Source organism: Rivularia sp. UHCC 0363 (genome assembly GCF_034931125.1).
Taxonomy (GTDB): domain Bacteria; phylum Cyanobacteriota; class Cyanobacteriia; order Cyanobacteriales; family Nostocaceae; genus Rivularia.
This window is the reverse complement of record NZ_JAYGHM010000006.1, coordinates 128,612-143,985: the sequence shown is the minus strand read 5'-3', so window position 1 is coordinate 143,985 and position 15,374 is coordinate 128,612. Positions and strand designations below refer to the sequence as shown.

The following is a 15,374-nucleotide window of genomic DNA, read 5'->3' as shown; positions in this document are numbered from 1 at the left end:
TGATAATTGGTAACAAATTGCTCGAATGTCAAAATCACGACGCTTTATCAAACTGGTTGCTTATCTACGTCCGCATTGGCGAGATGCAACTTTGGGTATTATCGCTTTACTGGTTGTTAATGGTTTGGGGGCTTACATCCCTTTATTAATTAGCCGCTGCATCGATAAGTTTTCGGGAAACTTCAACTACGGAGAAATAATCCGCGACTCCATACTAATTATTGCACTAAGTTCTTCAATGTGGCTGATGCGGATGGCTTCCCGTATCTGGATATTTGGTGTGGGAAGACAGGTTGAGTATGACCTCAAACAGGAGATTTTTGAACATTTACTTAAATTAGAGCCTTCTTATTTTGCTACGAATACGGCTGGAGATTTAATTAGCCGCGCTACGAGTGATGTTGATAATATTCGACGGTTGCTAGGTTTTGTAGTGCTGAGTTTTGCAAATACTGTTTTTGCCTACGCGCTGACTTTACCTGTAATGCTCTCGATCGATGTAAACTTAACGATCGCGTCGTTATCACTGTACCCGATCATGTTTTTCGTGGTAACGCTATTCAGCGAACGTCTCCGCAACGAACAAACGGATGTACAGGAAAATCTCTCCGATGTCAGCAACCTAATTCAAGAAGATATTAGCGGCATTTCTCTAATCAAAATTTACGCTCAAGAACAAAACGAACGTCGTGCTTTTGCTAAACAAAATCAAAAATTATTAAAAGCTAATTTGAAGTTAGCGAAAACACGAAATACTTTGTTTCCTTTAATTGGGGGATTGGCTAACATCAGTTCGCTGATAATTATTTGGATCGGAGCAAGCAGAATCGGCTCTAGTCTGGATGTGGGCAATTTTGTAGCGTTACTAATATATATTGAACGTCTGATTTTTCCTACTGCTTTGTTGGGATTCACAATTACTGCTTATCAACGTGGTGAAGTTAGCGTCGATCGCGTTGAAGCAATTTTTAGTGTTGAGCCCAAAATTAAAGATGACAGCAGTGCAGTTCATATATCACGAGATGAACTCAAAGGAGAACTAACTGCAAAAAACTTAACATTCACTTATCCAGGTGCGGAAACTCCAGCGTTAGATAAGATTAATTTTCATATTTCCCCAGGAGAAACGATCGCTATTGTCGGTGCGATTGGTGCGGGTAAATCCACCTTAGCGAATTGTTTACCGCATTTATTAGATATTGATCAAGGACAACTGTTCTTAGATGGAATTGATATTACTAACATCGCTTTAACAGATTTGCGGGATGCGATCGCTTACGTTCCTCAAGACAGCTTTTTGTTCAGCACTACCATTCAAAATAATATCCGTTATGGCGATCCTTTAGCAGAACAGCAAGAAGTTGAAAGTGCTGCCGAATTAGCACAAATAAGTTCGGAAATCGGCAATTTTCCGCAACAATATAATACTCTTGTAGGGGAACGCGGGATCACGCTTTCTGGTGGTCAAAGACAGCGTACAGCCTTAGCTAGAGCTATGTTGGTAGAAGCTTCAGTATTAATTTTAGATGATGCACTTTCCAGTGTAGATAACCAAACAGCTACACAAATTTTAAAAAATCTCTCTAGCGGTAAACGCAAAACAGTTGTTTTCATTACCCATCAATTATCTGCGGCTGCGGCTGCCGACAGAATTCTGGTAATGGAAAAAGGTAAAATTGTGCAAACTGGTACTCAAATAGAACTTTTACAGCAACCCGGTCTTTACAGAAACTTATGGAGTCAGCATCAGGTAGAAGAGTTGCTGCATTAAGCAATGAACAATTATCAAGTTTTTCATTGATAATTGTTCATTAATAACTGATTTAAAATGCTCCTACACGAGCAAGAATTACGTAAATTGTTTTAAAAATTAGCGATAAGTCATATAAAGGATGCCACTTTGCTTGATATTGCAGGTCTAACTCAAATACTTGCTCGAATTCTTTAATTTGAGAACGTCCGCTTACTTGCCATTCACCTGTTAAACCGGGTTTGACGTGCAAACGTTGCCAGTGATGCTCGGAATATTGCATTACTTCGTCATTAGTAGGGGGACGAGTTCCGACCAAACTCATTTCACCAAGCAAAACGTTCCAGAACTGAGGTAGCTCGTCTAAGCTCGTGCTTCTTAAAAAACGTCCTACTTTTGTAACTCGAAAGTCATTTTTGCTTTTAAAGAAATGTCCGCTAGCTTCATTTTTGACCTGAGATTTTAATTGTTCTGCATCCGACACCATCGAACGGAACTTGCGAATCCGGAAAGTGCGTCCGTAAAGTCCGCGTCTCTCCTGAGCAAAGAAAATCGGACCGGGACTGTCTATTTTTATCGCGATCGCGATCGGGAAAAATACCATCGCTAAAATAATTAAACCTACCAAACTTCCTAAGATATCTAGGAAACGCTTGTATCTGCAAATTACTGAGGGATGTGGCGTAATTTGCGAAATCCAAGTATGATTTGCACCTTTAACAAAACTTATCATTTGTGATTGGAACATCGTCAAGCTAAGTTGTGAGCCAGAAACGTATTCCTACGTAACAGTATTTTGAATATAGACTTAGCTTTATCAAATTAATCCGCTTCTAACCGTATTTTTACTGAATCTTCATTGATATGACCGGGATCATTACTATTTATAAACTTCAGGTAAAGGATAATAAATCTATCCAATGGTAGATGAAAGAAAGATTAGGACATGAATAAATAACGCCAAGATGTAAAAATTTGCTACTAGTTAAATGCGTAAGCTTAATAATCTATTCGATATACGGATTCAATATAGCGTATTAATTTTGACTAAAATAAAATGTAATTTTTATCATTGATTTGATGAATCTTTGGCTGTATGGTAAGGCTTATAAACTATAGAAAAAGAATATCAATGAGTTAGAAGATTGGTTCGCAGGTAGGAGGCGATACAATGCTTGCTACAAAAGGGTCATATGATTTGGATGAATATTTTAATACATTGTTAGTCAAGAAATCGGAGTTAATTATCCTTTGTCAACTCCCTTCATGTGTATTTCATCCAGTTTTTTGGGAAACATGATTAATAGCATCCCTTTTAAGTAGTGCTGCTTATAGTACTAGGTTCTGCACTAATTGCAGTTAGGGATGAGCAGCAGTTCCACGGTGGTGCTATCTCACGATTAAGGTAAAAAAAATGGTTGCAACTGGAGTAGATAAACTTAAGGTAAGTCGTTTGGAGTCGATAGTAGAGCAAATAGGGGAAGCTGTATTGGCTACCACGGAGACAATAGAACGTCTTTCTGACAGGGTAGACAGTATCAGCATTCAGGTAGAAGAGCAGGGAAAGCAGGTACAGCAGCAGGGATATCAAATATTGGCATTATGCGATGCAGTGCAAACTCTTGCAGAAAGCCAAGATAGTTCTCTGCAAAGACTTACTCAACTGACACAGACGCTAAATCGTTTAACGACGATTTTGGAAACTGAAGATGAGGATTGACACTGTAAGGAAAGACAATTATCAATTAACGATTAAGTGGTTGTGCTTATTTTTGCAATTAAGCCTATGGGAACGTTATGCAAGTAAATATTTTTGCGTAGCTATTCAAATACTGCTTAAATACTGCTAATAATTGTTAATTGTTAATTGTGTAACTGCAATTTTTCCGGAAAAACAAGCTTCTACATCGCTACCGGGGGTTTTTTCTCGTTTAGCATATTCGCCAGTGTAATAAAATTTCTCGCCTTCGGTACGATAATTAACTGGTAAAGGTTTAGTACAAGCACGGCAAAAAACTACTTCTGGTTCTGCTTCTTGTTGTAAATGCGGTAAATTAACATTCCAGAAACTTCCTAACGGTAATGGACGATTTAATAAGTCAGGTAGAAGTTTAGCCGTCCATTTGATTGAATTATCCCAATTGAAAGCAAAATCTCTTTTTTTGTATTGAGAAATCGCGATTCCTTTGATACCATGCATTGCGGCTTCTCTAACCGCAGCAACAGTACCAGAAATATAAGAATCAACTCCCATATTCCCTCCAGCGTTAATTCCCGATAGTACCCATTTCACATCGGGACAAATATGGGAAAGGGACAGACGAACGCAATCAGCAGGAGTACCGGAAATAGCAAATGCAGTATCGGAGCGACGCTGTATAGTTAGAGGACGAACTGTGGTGACTTGATGTCCGCAACCGGATAAATGGTCTTGAGGAGCAGCGATGATGACATTCGGTGAAATAGCGGATATTTCTACAGCTTTAACCAGCGCTTGAATACCTGGAGCATCAATACCGTCATCGTTGGTTAAAATCAAACTCATACTCATCTAATTATTTTAGTTTTGATGTCCTATCATATCTAATTAGTGTTGGTAATACATACGACAAGAATAAAGACGTTGCAGTGCAACGTCTCTACATAGTTAATTTGTATTGTTATGGGATGATATATCAACCGTACAAAAAAGAAAATGATTAAATTTCAGCACCAGGTTTAGCATCGGCACCCATTGGACTTACATAATCGCGGAAAAGGCTCATTTGTACACCAAAGTCTAATTCCTTGATTTTGTCCATCAATTCCTGAGATTGAGCAGAAAGTTCGTAATTACCAGGCATAGGAATAATAGTTGCAGCATCCATACCTTGAGCTAAACGATACCAAAATAGTAGCTTAGTTGTATCGCTCATCGAACCATATTCGCGGGAATGTACAGTATCGGCTTTATTAATTAAATCGCGTTGCAACTGTAATTGTTCTTCGTGAGATAATTCTTTAACTTGATTAAACAAACCATCAGCAATTGCTGGAGAAACAGTACTAGCTCCAGGTGCAGCAGGTGTAATCGAATCACCCATTTCTTTATAGATGAAATAGAACAAAGCTAGCTGTTCATCTACATCTAATGCATTAAATGCTTGAACTAGTTCGCGAACTTTAGGGTCGTTAGTTTGTGTAGCTTCCATATTCAACTCCGATTGCAATAATTTTTGTCTACTGATTAATTTCAACCGTATCAAATCAGTATTGAGTATTTAACCCTACTGAAGACAGATATATTGATGTCGTAAAGCAGAACAATTAAATAGATAATTTCAACCGAGCGGGTATTTTAAAAACTACCGTTGTTTGAGATTTAATTAAAAGATAGCTGCTATTTTTTAAAGCTTATTTGAATAACATAGTTGTGTAAAAAGTCAATATTCTAAAGTAGTAGAATTAAAATATTAAATTAAAAAAAATAGTAAAGCAATTAAAAACCCAGCTTTTTCAAAAAACTAGGTTATTTGATGATTTAAAATTATTACCCGAATTTGTATATATTACTTAGGATGATTCTGATAATCTTCCGATGATTGGGGGTCTAATTCCCAACGGCGATCGTCACGTCTATCTAAGATATCGTTTGTTTGTAAAGGTTGTTGGTCGTCCATTTCTAACCCTACAGCTTTTCCTAATTCTTCCGTCACATTTTTATCTGGAGTTGCAACTGTACCACCAACAGCTTCGTCACCAACAGAGTTTGCACCTTCCCAATAAGCATCAACATCACCTCCGGTTAATTCCGGACTTGTTGAATTATATTGATTTAGCTTTTCTTTCATTATTCTACCGCCGTCGGTTGGCGATTCCTGAATAACTCCAGTTCCATAGGACTCAGTTATGTCTTGGGGTAAATCGCTACCTTCAGCGTCATTATTGATATTTTGTTGGCTCATAATATTATTCATAATGGTGCCTTATCACCATAGCTCATCCATCATCAAATCTTTCTCTTCCAAAAGAACTATAACCAAAGGTGTAAAAGAATATCTCCCTTACGAGCGAAGTGAAACAGTTGATAGATGCATATTGTTGTAAGTGACTATTCACACAAAAGCGACCTGACAAAATTTACTGGAGTACAACTAAAAAATATTCACGATTATTGATTTATTTATAGTTTTTTCTTGTTGATCGCGATTGAAGCAGTTTAGCCCAAGGCAATATTTTAAATAATAGTTATTTAGATGGAATCTTAGATAATTTTTTAATATTACATTTTAGATTAGTACGAGCAAAATTTTGGGCAAGTTGATATTTTCACCTTACATTTTTTCTGACAGTAGATAGTAGATGGTTCGTAAAAAAGACCGATGCCAGTGTAAAACTAACCTTGAAGAAATAGGAGATATGTTATGAAGTATGATGAATTTATAAAACACGTTCAAAGCGTTGCTCAGATTGATTCTCGTGAACAAGCACAACAATCAATTCAGGCTACATTAGAAATTATTAAAGAGCGGATTGTTGGTGATGAAGCTAAAGATCTAGCCGCACAATTGCCAGAAGAAATCGCTCAATATTTGCGCGGACGTGAAGGTGAAAACGGTCAACATTTTAAGTTAGAAGAATTTATCGAGCGTGTAAGTGAAAAAGCAGGTGTAGAATCCACTGATGCAATTATGCACATCAGGGCTGTTTTCACAGTACTACAAAATGCGGTGTCTCCCGGCGAATTTGCTAGTTTCAAACATAACTTTTCAGATGATTTTGCAGAACTATTTCCTGCCGTTTCTGCATAGATTATTAGTTGTAAAGCGAGAGCAAAACAAAGTAAATCTCATAAAAAAGGAAAAATATGGTGTCTACAAACAATAATTCGGGTAAAAAGAAAGTTGCAATTCTGATTGAGAATGGAGTCGAAGATTCAGAATTTCAAGTTCCTTATCAAGCTTTGAAACAAGCCGGAATTGAAGTATCTGTTTTAGGTTCTCGGATGAATGAAGCCTATAAAGGTAAGCAAGGTAAAGTTTCTCAAGAAGCTGATGGAACTACTACTGAAGCAATGGCTTCCGATTTCGATGCAGTGATAATTCCTGGAGGAATGGCTCCTGACAAAATGCGTCTTAATCCCAATACCGTCCGCTTTGTTCAAGAAGCGATGAGTCAAGGAAAACTAGTTGCTGCGGTATGTCATGGACCTCAATTGTTAATTGAAGGTGATTTACTCAAAGGTAGAACTGCTACTGGTTTCAGCGCAATTCGTAAGGATATGATTAACGCTGGTGCTAATTACGAAGATAAGCCTTTAGTGGTAGACGGTAACTTAATTACTTCTCGTCAACCGGGAGATTTACCTATTTTTGCTACAGCTATTTTAAGTCGTTTGGGTTACGGTGGTAAAGAAGCCGATTTACCAAGCGAAAACGATCAAAATGCTGAATGGTGGAAAATTGGGGATGCTTGGGGTGGTTCTCATAAAAGCGATATTGTTAAAGGCTTAAATACCGTTTTAGCTGGGGAACGTTATTCTCATAAAGCTTTAGAAACCTATGCTGAAAAAGCATCCGATACAACGCTTAAATCTCTGTTTCAAGAGATGATTGCTAGTAAGGAAGTTCACATCCATAAATTAGAAGCGCGGTTGGATCAATTTGGCGAAAAACCATCTTTAAGTACAAAAATTGCTGAAGCTTACGCTAAGGTGAAAAATTCTATCAAGGGTAGCGATGATATCTATCAAATCCGCTGTGCTTTGGGCGATTTACAAACAGCAATCAACGATATCGCTACTATGATGACTGCATATACTGACCCTGTGACAACTGAAACTTTTACTCAAATTCAAAAAGATTTGATGGAGCAAGAACAGCGTTTAGTAGACCTTTACAGAACAAAGGTAGGTGGTGAATTAAAACCAGCTAAACCTACTACTGGTACCGCAGTTTAATCAGTGAACAATGAGCAATTATCAGTTTTTATCTTTTGGGTAAAAGCTGGTAATCGATTTAAATAAGGCATAATTACATGAGTCAAACCATAAAAGTCGAAAAAACGGTAACTATAAATAAACCACAGAATGAACTCTACAATTTTTGGCATAACTTCGAGAATTTGCCTGAATTTATGAATCATCTGAAGTTAGTTAAGGTGATTGATGAAAAGCGATCGCATTGGGTAGCAAAAGCCCCTTTGGGTACGAGCGTGGAATGGGATGCCAATATTATTGAAGATCGAGAAAACGAGTTGATTTCTTGGTCTTCAGCAAAAGATGCCGATATTGAAAATTCTGGTTTTGTACGCTTTACTAAAGCTCCCGGAAATCGCGGTACGGAAGTAAAAGTAGTTATAGTTTATCAACCACCGGGTGGTGTACTTGGTGCTGCGATCGCTAAGCTTTTTGGAGAGGAACCAAAACAGCAAATTGGTGATGATTTGAACCGATTTAAGATGATTATGGAAGCGGGCGAAATTGCAACTACAGAAGGACAATCTAAAGGTAGTTCGTAATCTGAAAAGATTTATGAAAGAATGCAGGTGTGCGATGAAAAGACTAGTTTATTGGGAAAAAATACCATGTTAAAAAGAATTGTTGCAGTTGTTTTGATGGGATTAAGCTTTGTTTTTATATCAGCTTTTAACTATCCAAATATGGCGGTGCAAGCTAAAGCTTTGACACCCGAAGCATCTGAATACAGCGTACCAAATCCAGATTCTCGGATTAATATTGACAGCAATAGTCCTATCGAAAATCTGAAAGAAAGCTTGAAAGATACTGGCGATAACATTCGTGAAAAACTAAATCTTGACGAACCATTACCTCAGAGTACCAAAGATTTCTTACGCTCAACTGAAGAAAAAATTGAAGAAACAGTCGAGCCAATAACTGGTAAACAAAAGTATTACGACTGATAGTTGATAGTTTAGTAAAAAGCTAGCGGTTAAAACCGCAGCTACAAAGGTATATAAATTCTAATTCCTACTAACAATTAATAATAATGAAAGCTGTTTGCTGGCACGGTGCTAATGATGTACGAGTAGAAACCGTACCCGACCCGAAAATTCTCAATCCCCGCGATGCTATTGTTAAAATCACTTCAACAGCAATTTGTGGTTCCGATTTGCATCTTTACGATGGATATATCCCCACTATGGAAAAGGGAGATATTCTCGGACACGAATTTATGGGAGAAGTTGTCGAACTAGGTAGAGCGGTCAAAAATGTCAAAGTTGGCGATCGCGTTGTGGTTCCGTTCACGATTTCTTGCGGTAGCTGTTTTTTCTGCAATCGCGATTTATGGTCTTTGTGCGATAATTCCAACCCCAACGCTTGGATAGCTGAAAAAATGATGGGACATTCACCGTCGGGTTTATTCGGCTATTCACATATGATGGGAGGATATGCTGGCGGTCAAGCAGAATATGCTAGAGTACCTTTTGCTGATGTCGGCTTGTTCAAAGTCCCCGATGGTTTAAAAGATGAGCAGGTATTATTTTTAACTGATATCTTCCCCACAGGATATATGGCTGCGGAAAATTGCGACATAGAACCAGGTGATACTGTCGCCATTTGGGGTTGCGGTCCGGTGGGACAATTCGCCATCAGAAGCGCTTATATGCTTGGTGCAGAGCAAGTTATTGCTATAGACCGCGTACCCGAACGTTTGAAAATGGCAGAAGAATACGGAAAAGCCAAAGTTCTCGACTATACAAAAGTTGACGTAGGTGAAGCCCTCAAAGAAATGACCGGAGGTAGAGGTCCTGACGCTTGTATAGATGCAGTAGGAATGGAAGCTCACGGTACCGATTTTATGGGTTTATTCGACAAAGCAAAGCAAGCAGTGCGTTTGGAATCTGACAGACCAACCGCGTTACGCGAAGTAATTGTTGCTTGTCGTAAGGGTGGTCACGTTTCAGTTCCCGGTGTTTACGGTGGATTTATAGATAAAGTCCCAATGGGTGCAGCGATGAACAAAGGGTTAACCATAAAAACTGGACAAACCCACGTTCATAAATACTTGAAACCCTTACTCGAACACATTCAAAATGGCGATATTGACCCGTCTTTTGTAATTACCCATCAACTACCTTTAGATCAAGCACCCAAAGGTTACGAAATTTTCAAACAGAAAGAAGATAGCTGTATCAAGGTTGTGCTTAAACCGTAATCAATTATTAAAGGTCAACGATCAATTATCAACTATCAATGAGGAAATAACATGAGCGATACAAGCGTTAAAAAAGTAGATTCAGCGAATTCTCCTACAGGGGAAATGGGACAAAAATATTTAGCTTCCGGTAAAACTGTTTCTATGCGTTTATGGGAAGACGAACAACCCAACGAACCCAAAGAAGCAGCATCAAGAGAATATGAAACTGTCGGTTATGTAATTAAAGGAAGTGCGGAATTGCATTTAGAGGGTCAAAAAGTTGTATTAAAAGCTGGTGATTCTTGGGTAGTACCAAAAGGAGCTTCCCACACCTATAAAATTTTAGAATCATTCACCGCAGTTGAAGCAACAAGTCCCCCTGCTGAAGTTCACGGAAGAGATGAAGCGTAATTCGATTTTAGATTTTAGATTATGTCCTACCCTTCCCTACGGGACACCTTGCGGTGAACGGGAACATCTTCGATGAACGGACACACTTCGTGAATAGATTTTGGATTGGGAGTTGAGAGTTAGGAGTTGATTAAGAATGATCTTCTCCCCATCTCCCCATCTCCCCCTCTCCCCCTCTCCCCCTCTCCCCATCTCCCCATCCCCCCATCTCTCCATCTCATTCCCTCTTCGACCATACCTGCTTATAATCTTCCATAGCACCGTTATAATCTTTGAGTTTAGAGCGAGCATTGCCCCGATTTATATAAGTTTTATCATTATTAGGATTAAGCAATAAAGCTTTGGTATAATCTTCTATTGCTCGATCGTAATTTTTGAGTTTGGAATAAGTGTTACCTCGATTGACACAGGCTTTTTCATTTTTGGGGTTAAGCCGTAAAGTTTGAGTATAATCTTCGATCGCTTGAATGTAATTTTTTAACTGATAATTGGCATTAGCCCGATTTAAATAAACAAGATCGTTATTATTATTAAGTTGCAAAGCTAAGGTATAGTTTTCAATTGCTTGAGTATATTCTTTATTTTTAAAATAATCATTACCACGGTTAATATAATATTCTGTGTTTTGGAAATTAGCTGGTGTAGCTTCAGTGGAGTTAGAAATTGCTCGATGGTATTCGTTACTCAATTCCGAACTTATAATATTAGAATCAACTGTAACTGTATAGTCAGAATTTATTGATGTAGCTTCGATGGAATCCACAGTTATTCCTTGATAATTATCTTCTCTAGGGAGAATTAATGCGGAGCTATATTCATCAATATATTCGGGATTAATGCTTATTGCTTTGGTATAATCGGCAGTTGCTCCGTTGTAATCTCCAAGTTGAGAACGAATAAGTCCTCGACTGTATCTAGCTTTAGCGTCCGACGGATTGAAGTGCAGGTATTGATTCAAATCTGCGATCGCACCTTGATAGTCTCCCAAGTTGTGAAGAGCTAATCCTCGCTGATAATAAGCTTTAATTCCATTAGGATTGAATTTTAAAAACTGGCTAAAATCTGCTATTGCCGCTTCATAATCTCCTTTTTGCGCTTTATCTACCCCACGAAGATAAATAACTTCAATAAACTCTTGCTGACGGCGAATTTCTGCTTCTTTTTGCTGTCGCTGTATAACTGTACGCGATACAGTCATCACGTTACGTCGCATTTCTAATTGCGTTATTACCTGATTGCTTAATGCTTTTAATGCTTCTTGTTGTTCTAAACTGAACTCTCGTGGTACCGTATCAATTACGCACAATGTTCCGATCGCAAATCCTTCTGGTGTAATCAAAGGTGCGCCTGCGTAAAACCTGATATGGGGTGCTTGAGCTACTAAAGGATTATCTGCAAATCGAGAGTCTTCTAAAGCATTGGAGACAATTAACGGTTGCTGCTGCATAATCGCATAAGCACAGAAAGCTACATCCCTACTAGTACAGTCTACATCTACACCAACCTTCGATTTGAACCATTGGCGATCGCCATCTATAAAACTAATCAGCGCAATGGGGGTACGACTAATTTGTGCGGCTAAAAAGGTAAAATCATCAAATACTTTTTCTGAGGGAGTATCAAGTATTTGATATTGACGAAGTGCTGCTAATCTAGCTAATTCGTTATTAGGTATTGGTGGTTGCAAGCCCATTTTGTTATGTCTCCGAAAATTAGTTTTAGAAAAAATAAAGTCAAGTCTGCCCATGATACAAATTAAGCAGTCTTTTAGTCATCACAATATTTTTAATCGGCTTTTAAGTATTTCGTATTATATATAGGAATTTGGTTTGATTTGTGAATAACTCATAAAGGTTAGCGAACACAGAGGAGAAAATATACTAAGTTTTCTAAGCGCAGGCTATAACAACAAAATTCGATAATCTATGATGTTGCTCCCGTATACTTTCTGAAAATAGCTAGTTTTGACAATACGCAGCACCTTTATTGTATCTGTTTGTACTTGGTTTATGTTGTATGGGGAACATGAAGAATATATCGGCTTTTTTAAATTTATTAACTAATTACTTATTTTCTATTGCGTCAAAATTTCATGTTCTGACATTTTATATTTACTTGCACTTTTGATTTTGTATCATCTGCTCTGTGTTTCTAAAAAGCGTTTATTTAGATTAATACAAAAGTAGTATACAAATAAAAGACATTTGACAATTAATCATTGTTCCTGACATTAGCAAATAGTTAAAAGTAAAGTATGAACGATAAATGTTGTGTTCCACAGCTATAAACGCCAAATAATAAGTTTTTTGAATCTATCAAGAAATCTCTAACTTCTACTCCCTATCCCCTTATCATGACAAATCAAATCTGGATTGCAATAACTTTCATCGGTTTTATGCTTTTGTTTACGGTAGTCGGAATCTATTCGGCAACTAAAAAGCAAAACAATACTACTGATTACCTTTTAGCGGGGAGAAGTGTAAACCCTTGGTTGACAGCACTTTCAGCGATGTCAACGGGACAAAGTGGTTTCTTATTTATAGGTCAAGTTGGTTACGCTTATAAAACAGGAATTTCTTCAATTTGGCTAAGCATTGGTTGGGCTATAGGAGACTATATTGCTTGGTGGCTGTTTTTTAGAAAATTAAGAGAAATTTCTGAACAAACCGAAACAGAGACAGTTTCGGCTTTCTTGGGTCAAAACACTAATGGTGTCCGTGCCATTAGTATTATTTCAGCATTAATTACCATCGTTTTTCTTGGTACGTATGCCGCAGCACAACTTTCAGCAGGAAGCAAAGCACTCAGTGCGGTTTTTGACTGGGATTATAGGGTAGGTGTTATTATTGGAACCGTAATTGTTGTCATCTACTGTTTTTCCGGAGGTATCCGCGCCTCAATTTGGACCGACACAATACAGGCAATAATTATGATTTTTTCGCTGCTATTGCTCTTAGTTGTGTCAATTGTAAAATGCGGCGGATTCAATGGAATTTTGACGCAACTAGGCGAAATTGACCCAGCTTTAGTCAACCTAAATCCGGCAGATTTACCATTAGGTTTTATACCCTTCTTTCTCGGTTGGACGGTAGCAGGATTTGGTGTAGTCGGGCAACCTCACATTATGGTTCGTGCAATGGCAATTGACGATGCACAAAACGTTGCGAAAGCCCGCAACATCAAAGCGATCGCCAGTTTAATCGCAGCATTCGCTTCCCTTGGTGTGGGTTTAACAGCAAGAGTACTGTTACCCGAATTGTTAAACGGCGATCGGTCTGAATTAGCTTTACCTTTGTTATCTTTAAACTTATTACCAGCTGCCTTAGTAGGACTAATGTTAGCAGGAGTATTTGCTGCAACAATGTCTACCGCAGATTCACAGATACTATCATGCTCCGCAGCCCTTACCCAAGATATCTTTCCTCAATTTTCCCATTCTTATAAGATAGTAAAATTGGGAACTTTAACTGTTACAGCAATCATATTTGTAATTGCCTTAGCCGAAAATCAAAGCGTATTTTTCTTAGTTACTTTTGCATGGTCGGCTTTAGCTTCAGCATTAGGTCCATTGTTTATGGTACGAGTACTGCAAAAACCAATTAATAGAACAATTGCGATCGCAATGATGCTAGTTGGAATATCAACCGCTTTGATATGGACAATAACTCCCGTATCAAAGTTAATTTACGCAGTACTTCCCGGAATGACTGCGGGAATATTGGTTTATTTAATCGCACAGTTTTTCATCGGTGATGATATGAAAACAGCGAGTAGGAAGTAGAAATGGGAGAATGGGAGTTGGGAGTTAGGAGTTTTAAGCCTTAACTTTTGTTTTGCATTTAATTAAGTAAAAGTCATAATCATGAACTTTGAACTATACCAACGTGTAGCTTTAAAACGCGATTTACCTGCAAATCAACTAAAAAAAGATGATGTTGCAATATTAATTGATTTTGTTCCTCATCCTAGTAGTGGTGAGGATGGATGTGTTTTAGAAGTATTTAATGCTACAGGGGAATCAATAGCTGTTGTTATTGTTCCTAAATCTGATATTAAATCTTTAACAAAAGATGAGGTTCTCAGCGTTCGTTCTTTGGTAGAGATTTAGTTATAGGGGAGGTAGCTTACAGTGTGGATGAAAGCCCCAGAACTTTTGTACTCTTGATAGCATTACACACCAACAAACATTTGGTTATTATTTCATTTGATTAAATAGCAGTTTTATTGCTTACGAATCATGTATTAATGATTGATTGGATGCGTGTTTTCGTACAGGGGTGCATGGGTGAGTTCTTTATCGGATGAAGAGATTTATCAGGAAGTCGGGAAGATCACAGCAAATTTCAAACTGTATGAATGCTATGAATGTGTTGAAGCAATAATTTTTTGGCTAAAAGCAAACGGGATTGAGGGTAAAATTGTTAGAATTCAAACATCAGAAGGTGAAGATTATATAATAAGTACACGTTGGGAAAACCAAAAGATAAATGAATCTATTTCGCTGAATGGGACACATTATGGAATAGAGATTAGAGGCAAAATATTTGATAATCTTTCGACAAATGGAATTACAAAAGAAGAATGGTTAAATGATTTTATCTGTCCTAGTAGAAATTTTGTGATTACCAGTATTGATATCGTGTAAAAATTAAAAATTAGATAAATACGAGAAAAAAATGAGTAAATTATTTGAAATATTAGAAAAAATTAAGTTTCGACCAGGAATGTATATCGGTAGACCCTCAGTGAGTGATTTATTCCATTTTCTAGTCGGATTTAAAACTGCATTGAGAGAGTTAGAAATTAAGTCAACTGAAGAAGAAATGGATTTTCATCGAGAGTTTCAGCCTTGGGTTCAAAAAAAATATCATGTTTCAACATCTAATTCCTGGGCAAAAATCATTATGCTTCATTGTGGAAGCGAGAAAGAAGGTCTTGATACTTTTTATGAGTTATTAGACAAATTTAGAAATCGAGACAAAAGTTTGGATAAAAAAGAGAAAGTTAGTGTGAGCTATACATATACAAATAAGCATCAAGAAAAAGAGGCAAAAGTAAATTCATAAATATTAGTT

Annotated in this window: 16 protein-coding genes and 1 pseudogene; 12 read left to right on the top strand and 5 right to left on the bottom strand. The window is 37.6% G+C overall.

Annotation, left to right across the window (positions count from 1 at the left end; genetic code table 11):
* The first annotated feature begins 25 nt into the window (after nucleotides 1-25).
* Nucleotides 26-1,771, top strand: a complete 1,746-nt coding sequence (locus tag VB797_RS05685; protein WP_323236686.1) for an ABC transporter ATP-binding protein — start codon at nucleotides 26-28, stop codon at nucleotides 1,769-1,771.
* A gap of 52 nt (nucleotides 1,772-1,823) precedes the next feature.
* On the opposite strand, the gene VB797_RS05680 is transcribed toward VB797_RS05685, so the two are convergent.
* Nucleotides 1,824-2,483, bottom strand: coding sequence for a sugar transferase (locus VB797_RS05680; protein WP_416350839.1), 660 nt, complete (start codon nucleotides 2,481-2,483; stop codon nucleotides 1,824-1,826).
* A 681-nt stretch (nucleotides 2,484-3,164) separates the two neighbouring features.
* Here VB797_RS05680 and VB797_RS05675 point away from each other — a divergent pair.
* Nucleotides 3,165-3,470, top strand: a complete 306-nt coding sequence (locus tag VB797_RS05675) for a hypothetical protein (protein ID WP_323236684.1) — start codon at nucleotides 3,165-3,167, stop codon at nucleotides 3,468-3,470.
* A 126-nt stretch (nucleotides 3,471-3,596) separates the two neighbouring features.
* On the opposite strand, the gene surE is transcribed toward VB797_RS05675, so the two are convergent.
* The 3 genes from surE to VB797_RS05660 all read right to left on the bottom strand — a co-directional run bounded on the left by surE (nucleotide 3,597) and on the right by VB797_RS05660 (nucleotide 5,694).
* Nucleotides 3,597-4,295, bottom strand: coding sequence for a 5'/3'-nucleotidase SurE (gene surE, locus VB797_RS05670; protein ID WP_323236683.1), 699 nt, complete (start codon nucleotides 4,293-4,295; stop codon nucleotides 3,597-3,599).
* A 154-nt stretch (nucleotides 4,296-4,449) separates the two neighbouring features.
* Nucleotides 4,450-4,941 carry an orange carotenoid protein N-terminal domain-containing protein gene (locus tag VB797_RS05665; protein WP_323236682.1) on the bottom strand — a complete coding sequence of 164 codons (492 nt, stop codon included), beginning with the start codon at nucleotides 4,939-4,941 and terminating at the stop codon, nucleotides 4,450-4,452.
* Between the two features lie 357 nt (nucleotides 4,942-5,298).
* Nucleotides 5,299-5,694, bottom strand: a complete 396-nt coding sequence (locus VB797_RS05660; protein WP_323236681.1) for a DUF6335 family protein — start codon at nucleotides 5,692-5,694, stop codon at nucleotides 5,299-5,301.
* Between the two features lie 459 nt (nucleotides 5,695-6,153).
* Here VB797_RS05660 and VB797_RS05655 point away from each other — a divergent pair, with 459 nt between their 5' ends.
* The 6 genes and pseudogenes from VB797_RS05655 to VB797_RS05630 all read left to right on the top strand — a co-directional run bounded on the left by VB797_RS05655 (nucleotide 6,154) and on the right by VB797_RS05630 (nucleotide 10,299).
* The gene (locus VB797_RS05655) at nucleotides 6,154-6,540 is read left to right on the top strand and encodes a DUF2267 domain-containing protein (RefSeq protein WP_323236680.1); all 387 of its coding nucleotides are present in this window, start codon (nucleotides 6,154-6,156) and stop codon (nucleotides 6,538-6,540) included.
* Between the two features lie 56 nt (nucleotides 6,541-6,596).
* Nucleotides 6,597-7,688 carry a DJ-1/PfpI/YhbO family deglycase/protease gene (locus VB797_RS05650; RefSeq protein WP_323236679.1) on the top strand — a complete coding sequence of 364 codons (1,092 nt, stop codon included), beginning with the start codon at nucleotides 6,597-6,599 and terminating at the stop codon, nucleotides 7,686-7,688.
* A 77-nt stretch (nucleotides 7,689-7,765) separates the two neighbouring features.
* A pseudogene (locus tag VB797_RS05645) lies at nucleotides 7,766-8,248 on the top strand (SRPBCC family protein); the annotation flags it as partial.
* Nucleotides 8,249-8,314: 66 nt separating this feature from the next.
* Nucleotides 8,315-8,650, top strand: a complete 336-nt coding sequence (locus tag VB797_RS05640; protein ID WP_323236678.1) for a hypothetical protein — start codon at nucleotides 8,315-8,317, stop codon at nucleotides 8,648-8,650.
* A gap of 86 nt (nucleotides 8,651-8,736) precedes the next feature.
* Complete coding sequence (locus VB797_RS05635) at nucleotides 8,737-9,906, top strand: zinc-dependent alcohol dehydrogenase (protein WP_323236677.1); 1,170 nt, start codon at nucleotides 8,737-8,739, stop codon at nucleotides 9,904-9,906.
* 51 nt (nucleotides 9,907-9,957) lie between these two features.
* Complete coding sequence (locus VB797_RS05630; RefSeq protein WP_323236676.1) at nucleotides 9,958-10,299, top strand: cupin domain-containing protein; 342 nt, start codon at nucleotides 9,958-9,960, stop codon at nucleotides 10,297-10,299.
* A gap of 217 nt (nucleotides 10,300-10,516) precedes the next feature.
* On the opposite strand, the gene VB797_RS05625 is transcribed toward VB797_RS05630, so the two are convergent.
* On the bottom strand, nucleotides 10,517-11,992 hold the full coding sequence (locus VB797_RS05625) for a tetratricopeptide repeat protein (protein ID WP_323236675.1): 1,476 nt from the start codon (nucleotides 11,990-11,992) through the stop codon (nucleotides 10,517-10,519).
* Nucleotides 11,993-12,652: 660 nt separating this feature from the next.
* On the opposite strand from VB797_RS05625, the gene VB797_RS05620 reads away from it, so the two are divergent.
* The 4 genes from VB797_RS05620 (at nucleotide 12,653) to VB797_RS05605 (ending at nucleotide 15,365) form a co-directional block, all read left to right on the top strand.
* Complete coding sequence (locus VB797_RS05620) at nucleotides 12,653-14,080, top strand: sodium/proline symporter (RefSeq protein WP_323236674.1); 1,428 nt, start codon at nucleotides 12,653-12,655, stop codon at nucleotides 14,078-14,080.
* An 81-nt stretch (nucleotides 14,081-14,161) separates the two neighbouring features.
* Nucleotides 14,162-14,407 (top strand): DUF4926 domain-containing protein, encoded by a 246-nt coding sequence (locus tag VB797_RS05615; RefSeq protein WP_323236673.1) that lies wholly within the window; start codon nucleotides 14,162-14,164, stop codon nucleotides 14,405-14,407.
* Nucleotides 14,408-14,584: 177 nt separating this feature from the next.
* Nucleotides 14,585-14,944 (top strand): papain fold toxin domain-containing protein, encoded by a 360-nt coding sequence (locus tag VB797_RS05610; RefSeq protein WP_323236672.1) that lies wholly within the window; start codon nucleotides 14,585-14,587, stop codon nucleotides 14,942-14,944.
* Between the two features lie 31 nt (nucleotides 14,945-14,975).
* Entirely contained in the window at nucleotides 14,976-15,365 is a 390-nt protein-coding gene (locus VB797_RS05605; protein ID WP_323236671.1) for a hypothetical protein, read from the top strand.
* Nucleotides 15,366-15,374 lie beyond the last annotated feature (9 nt).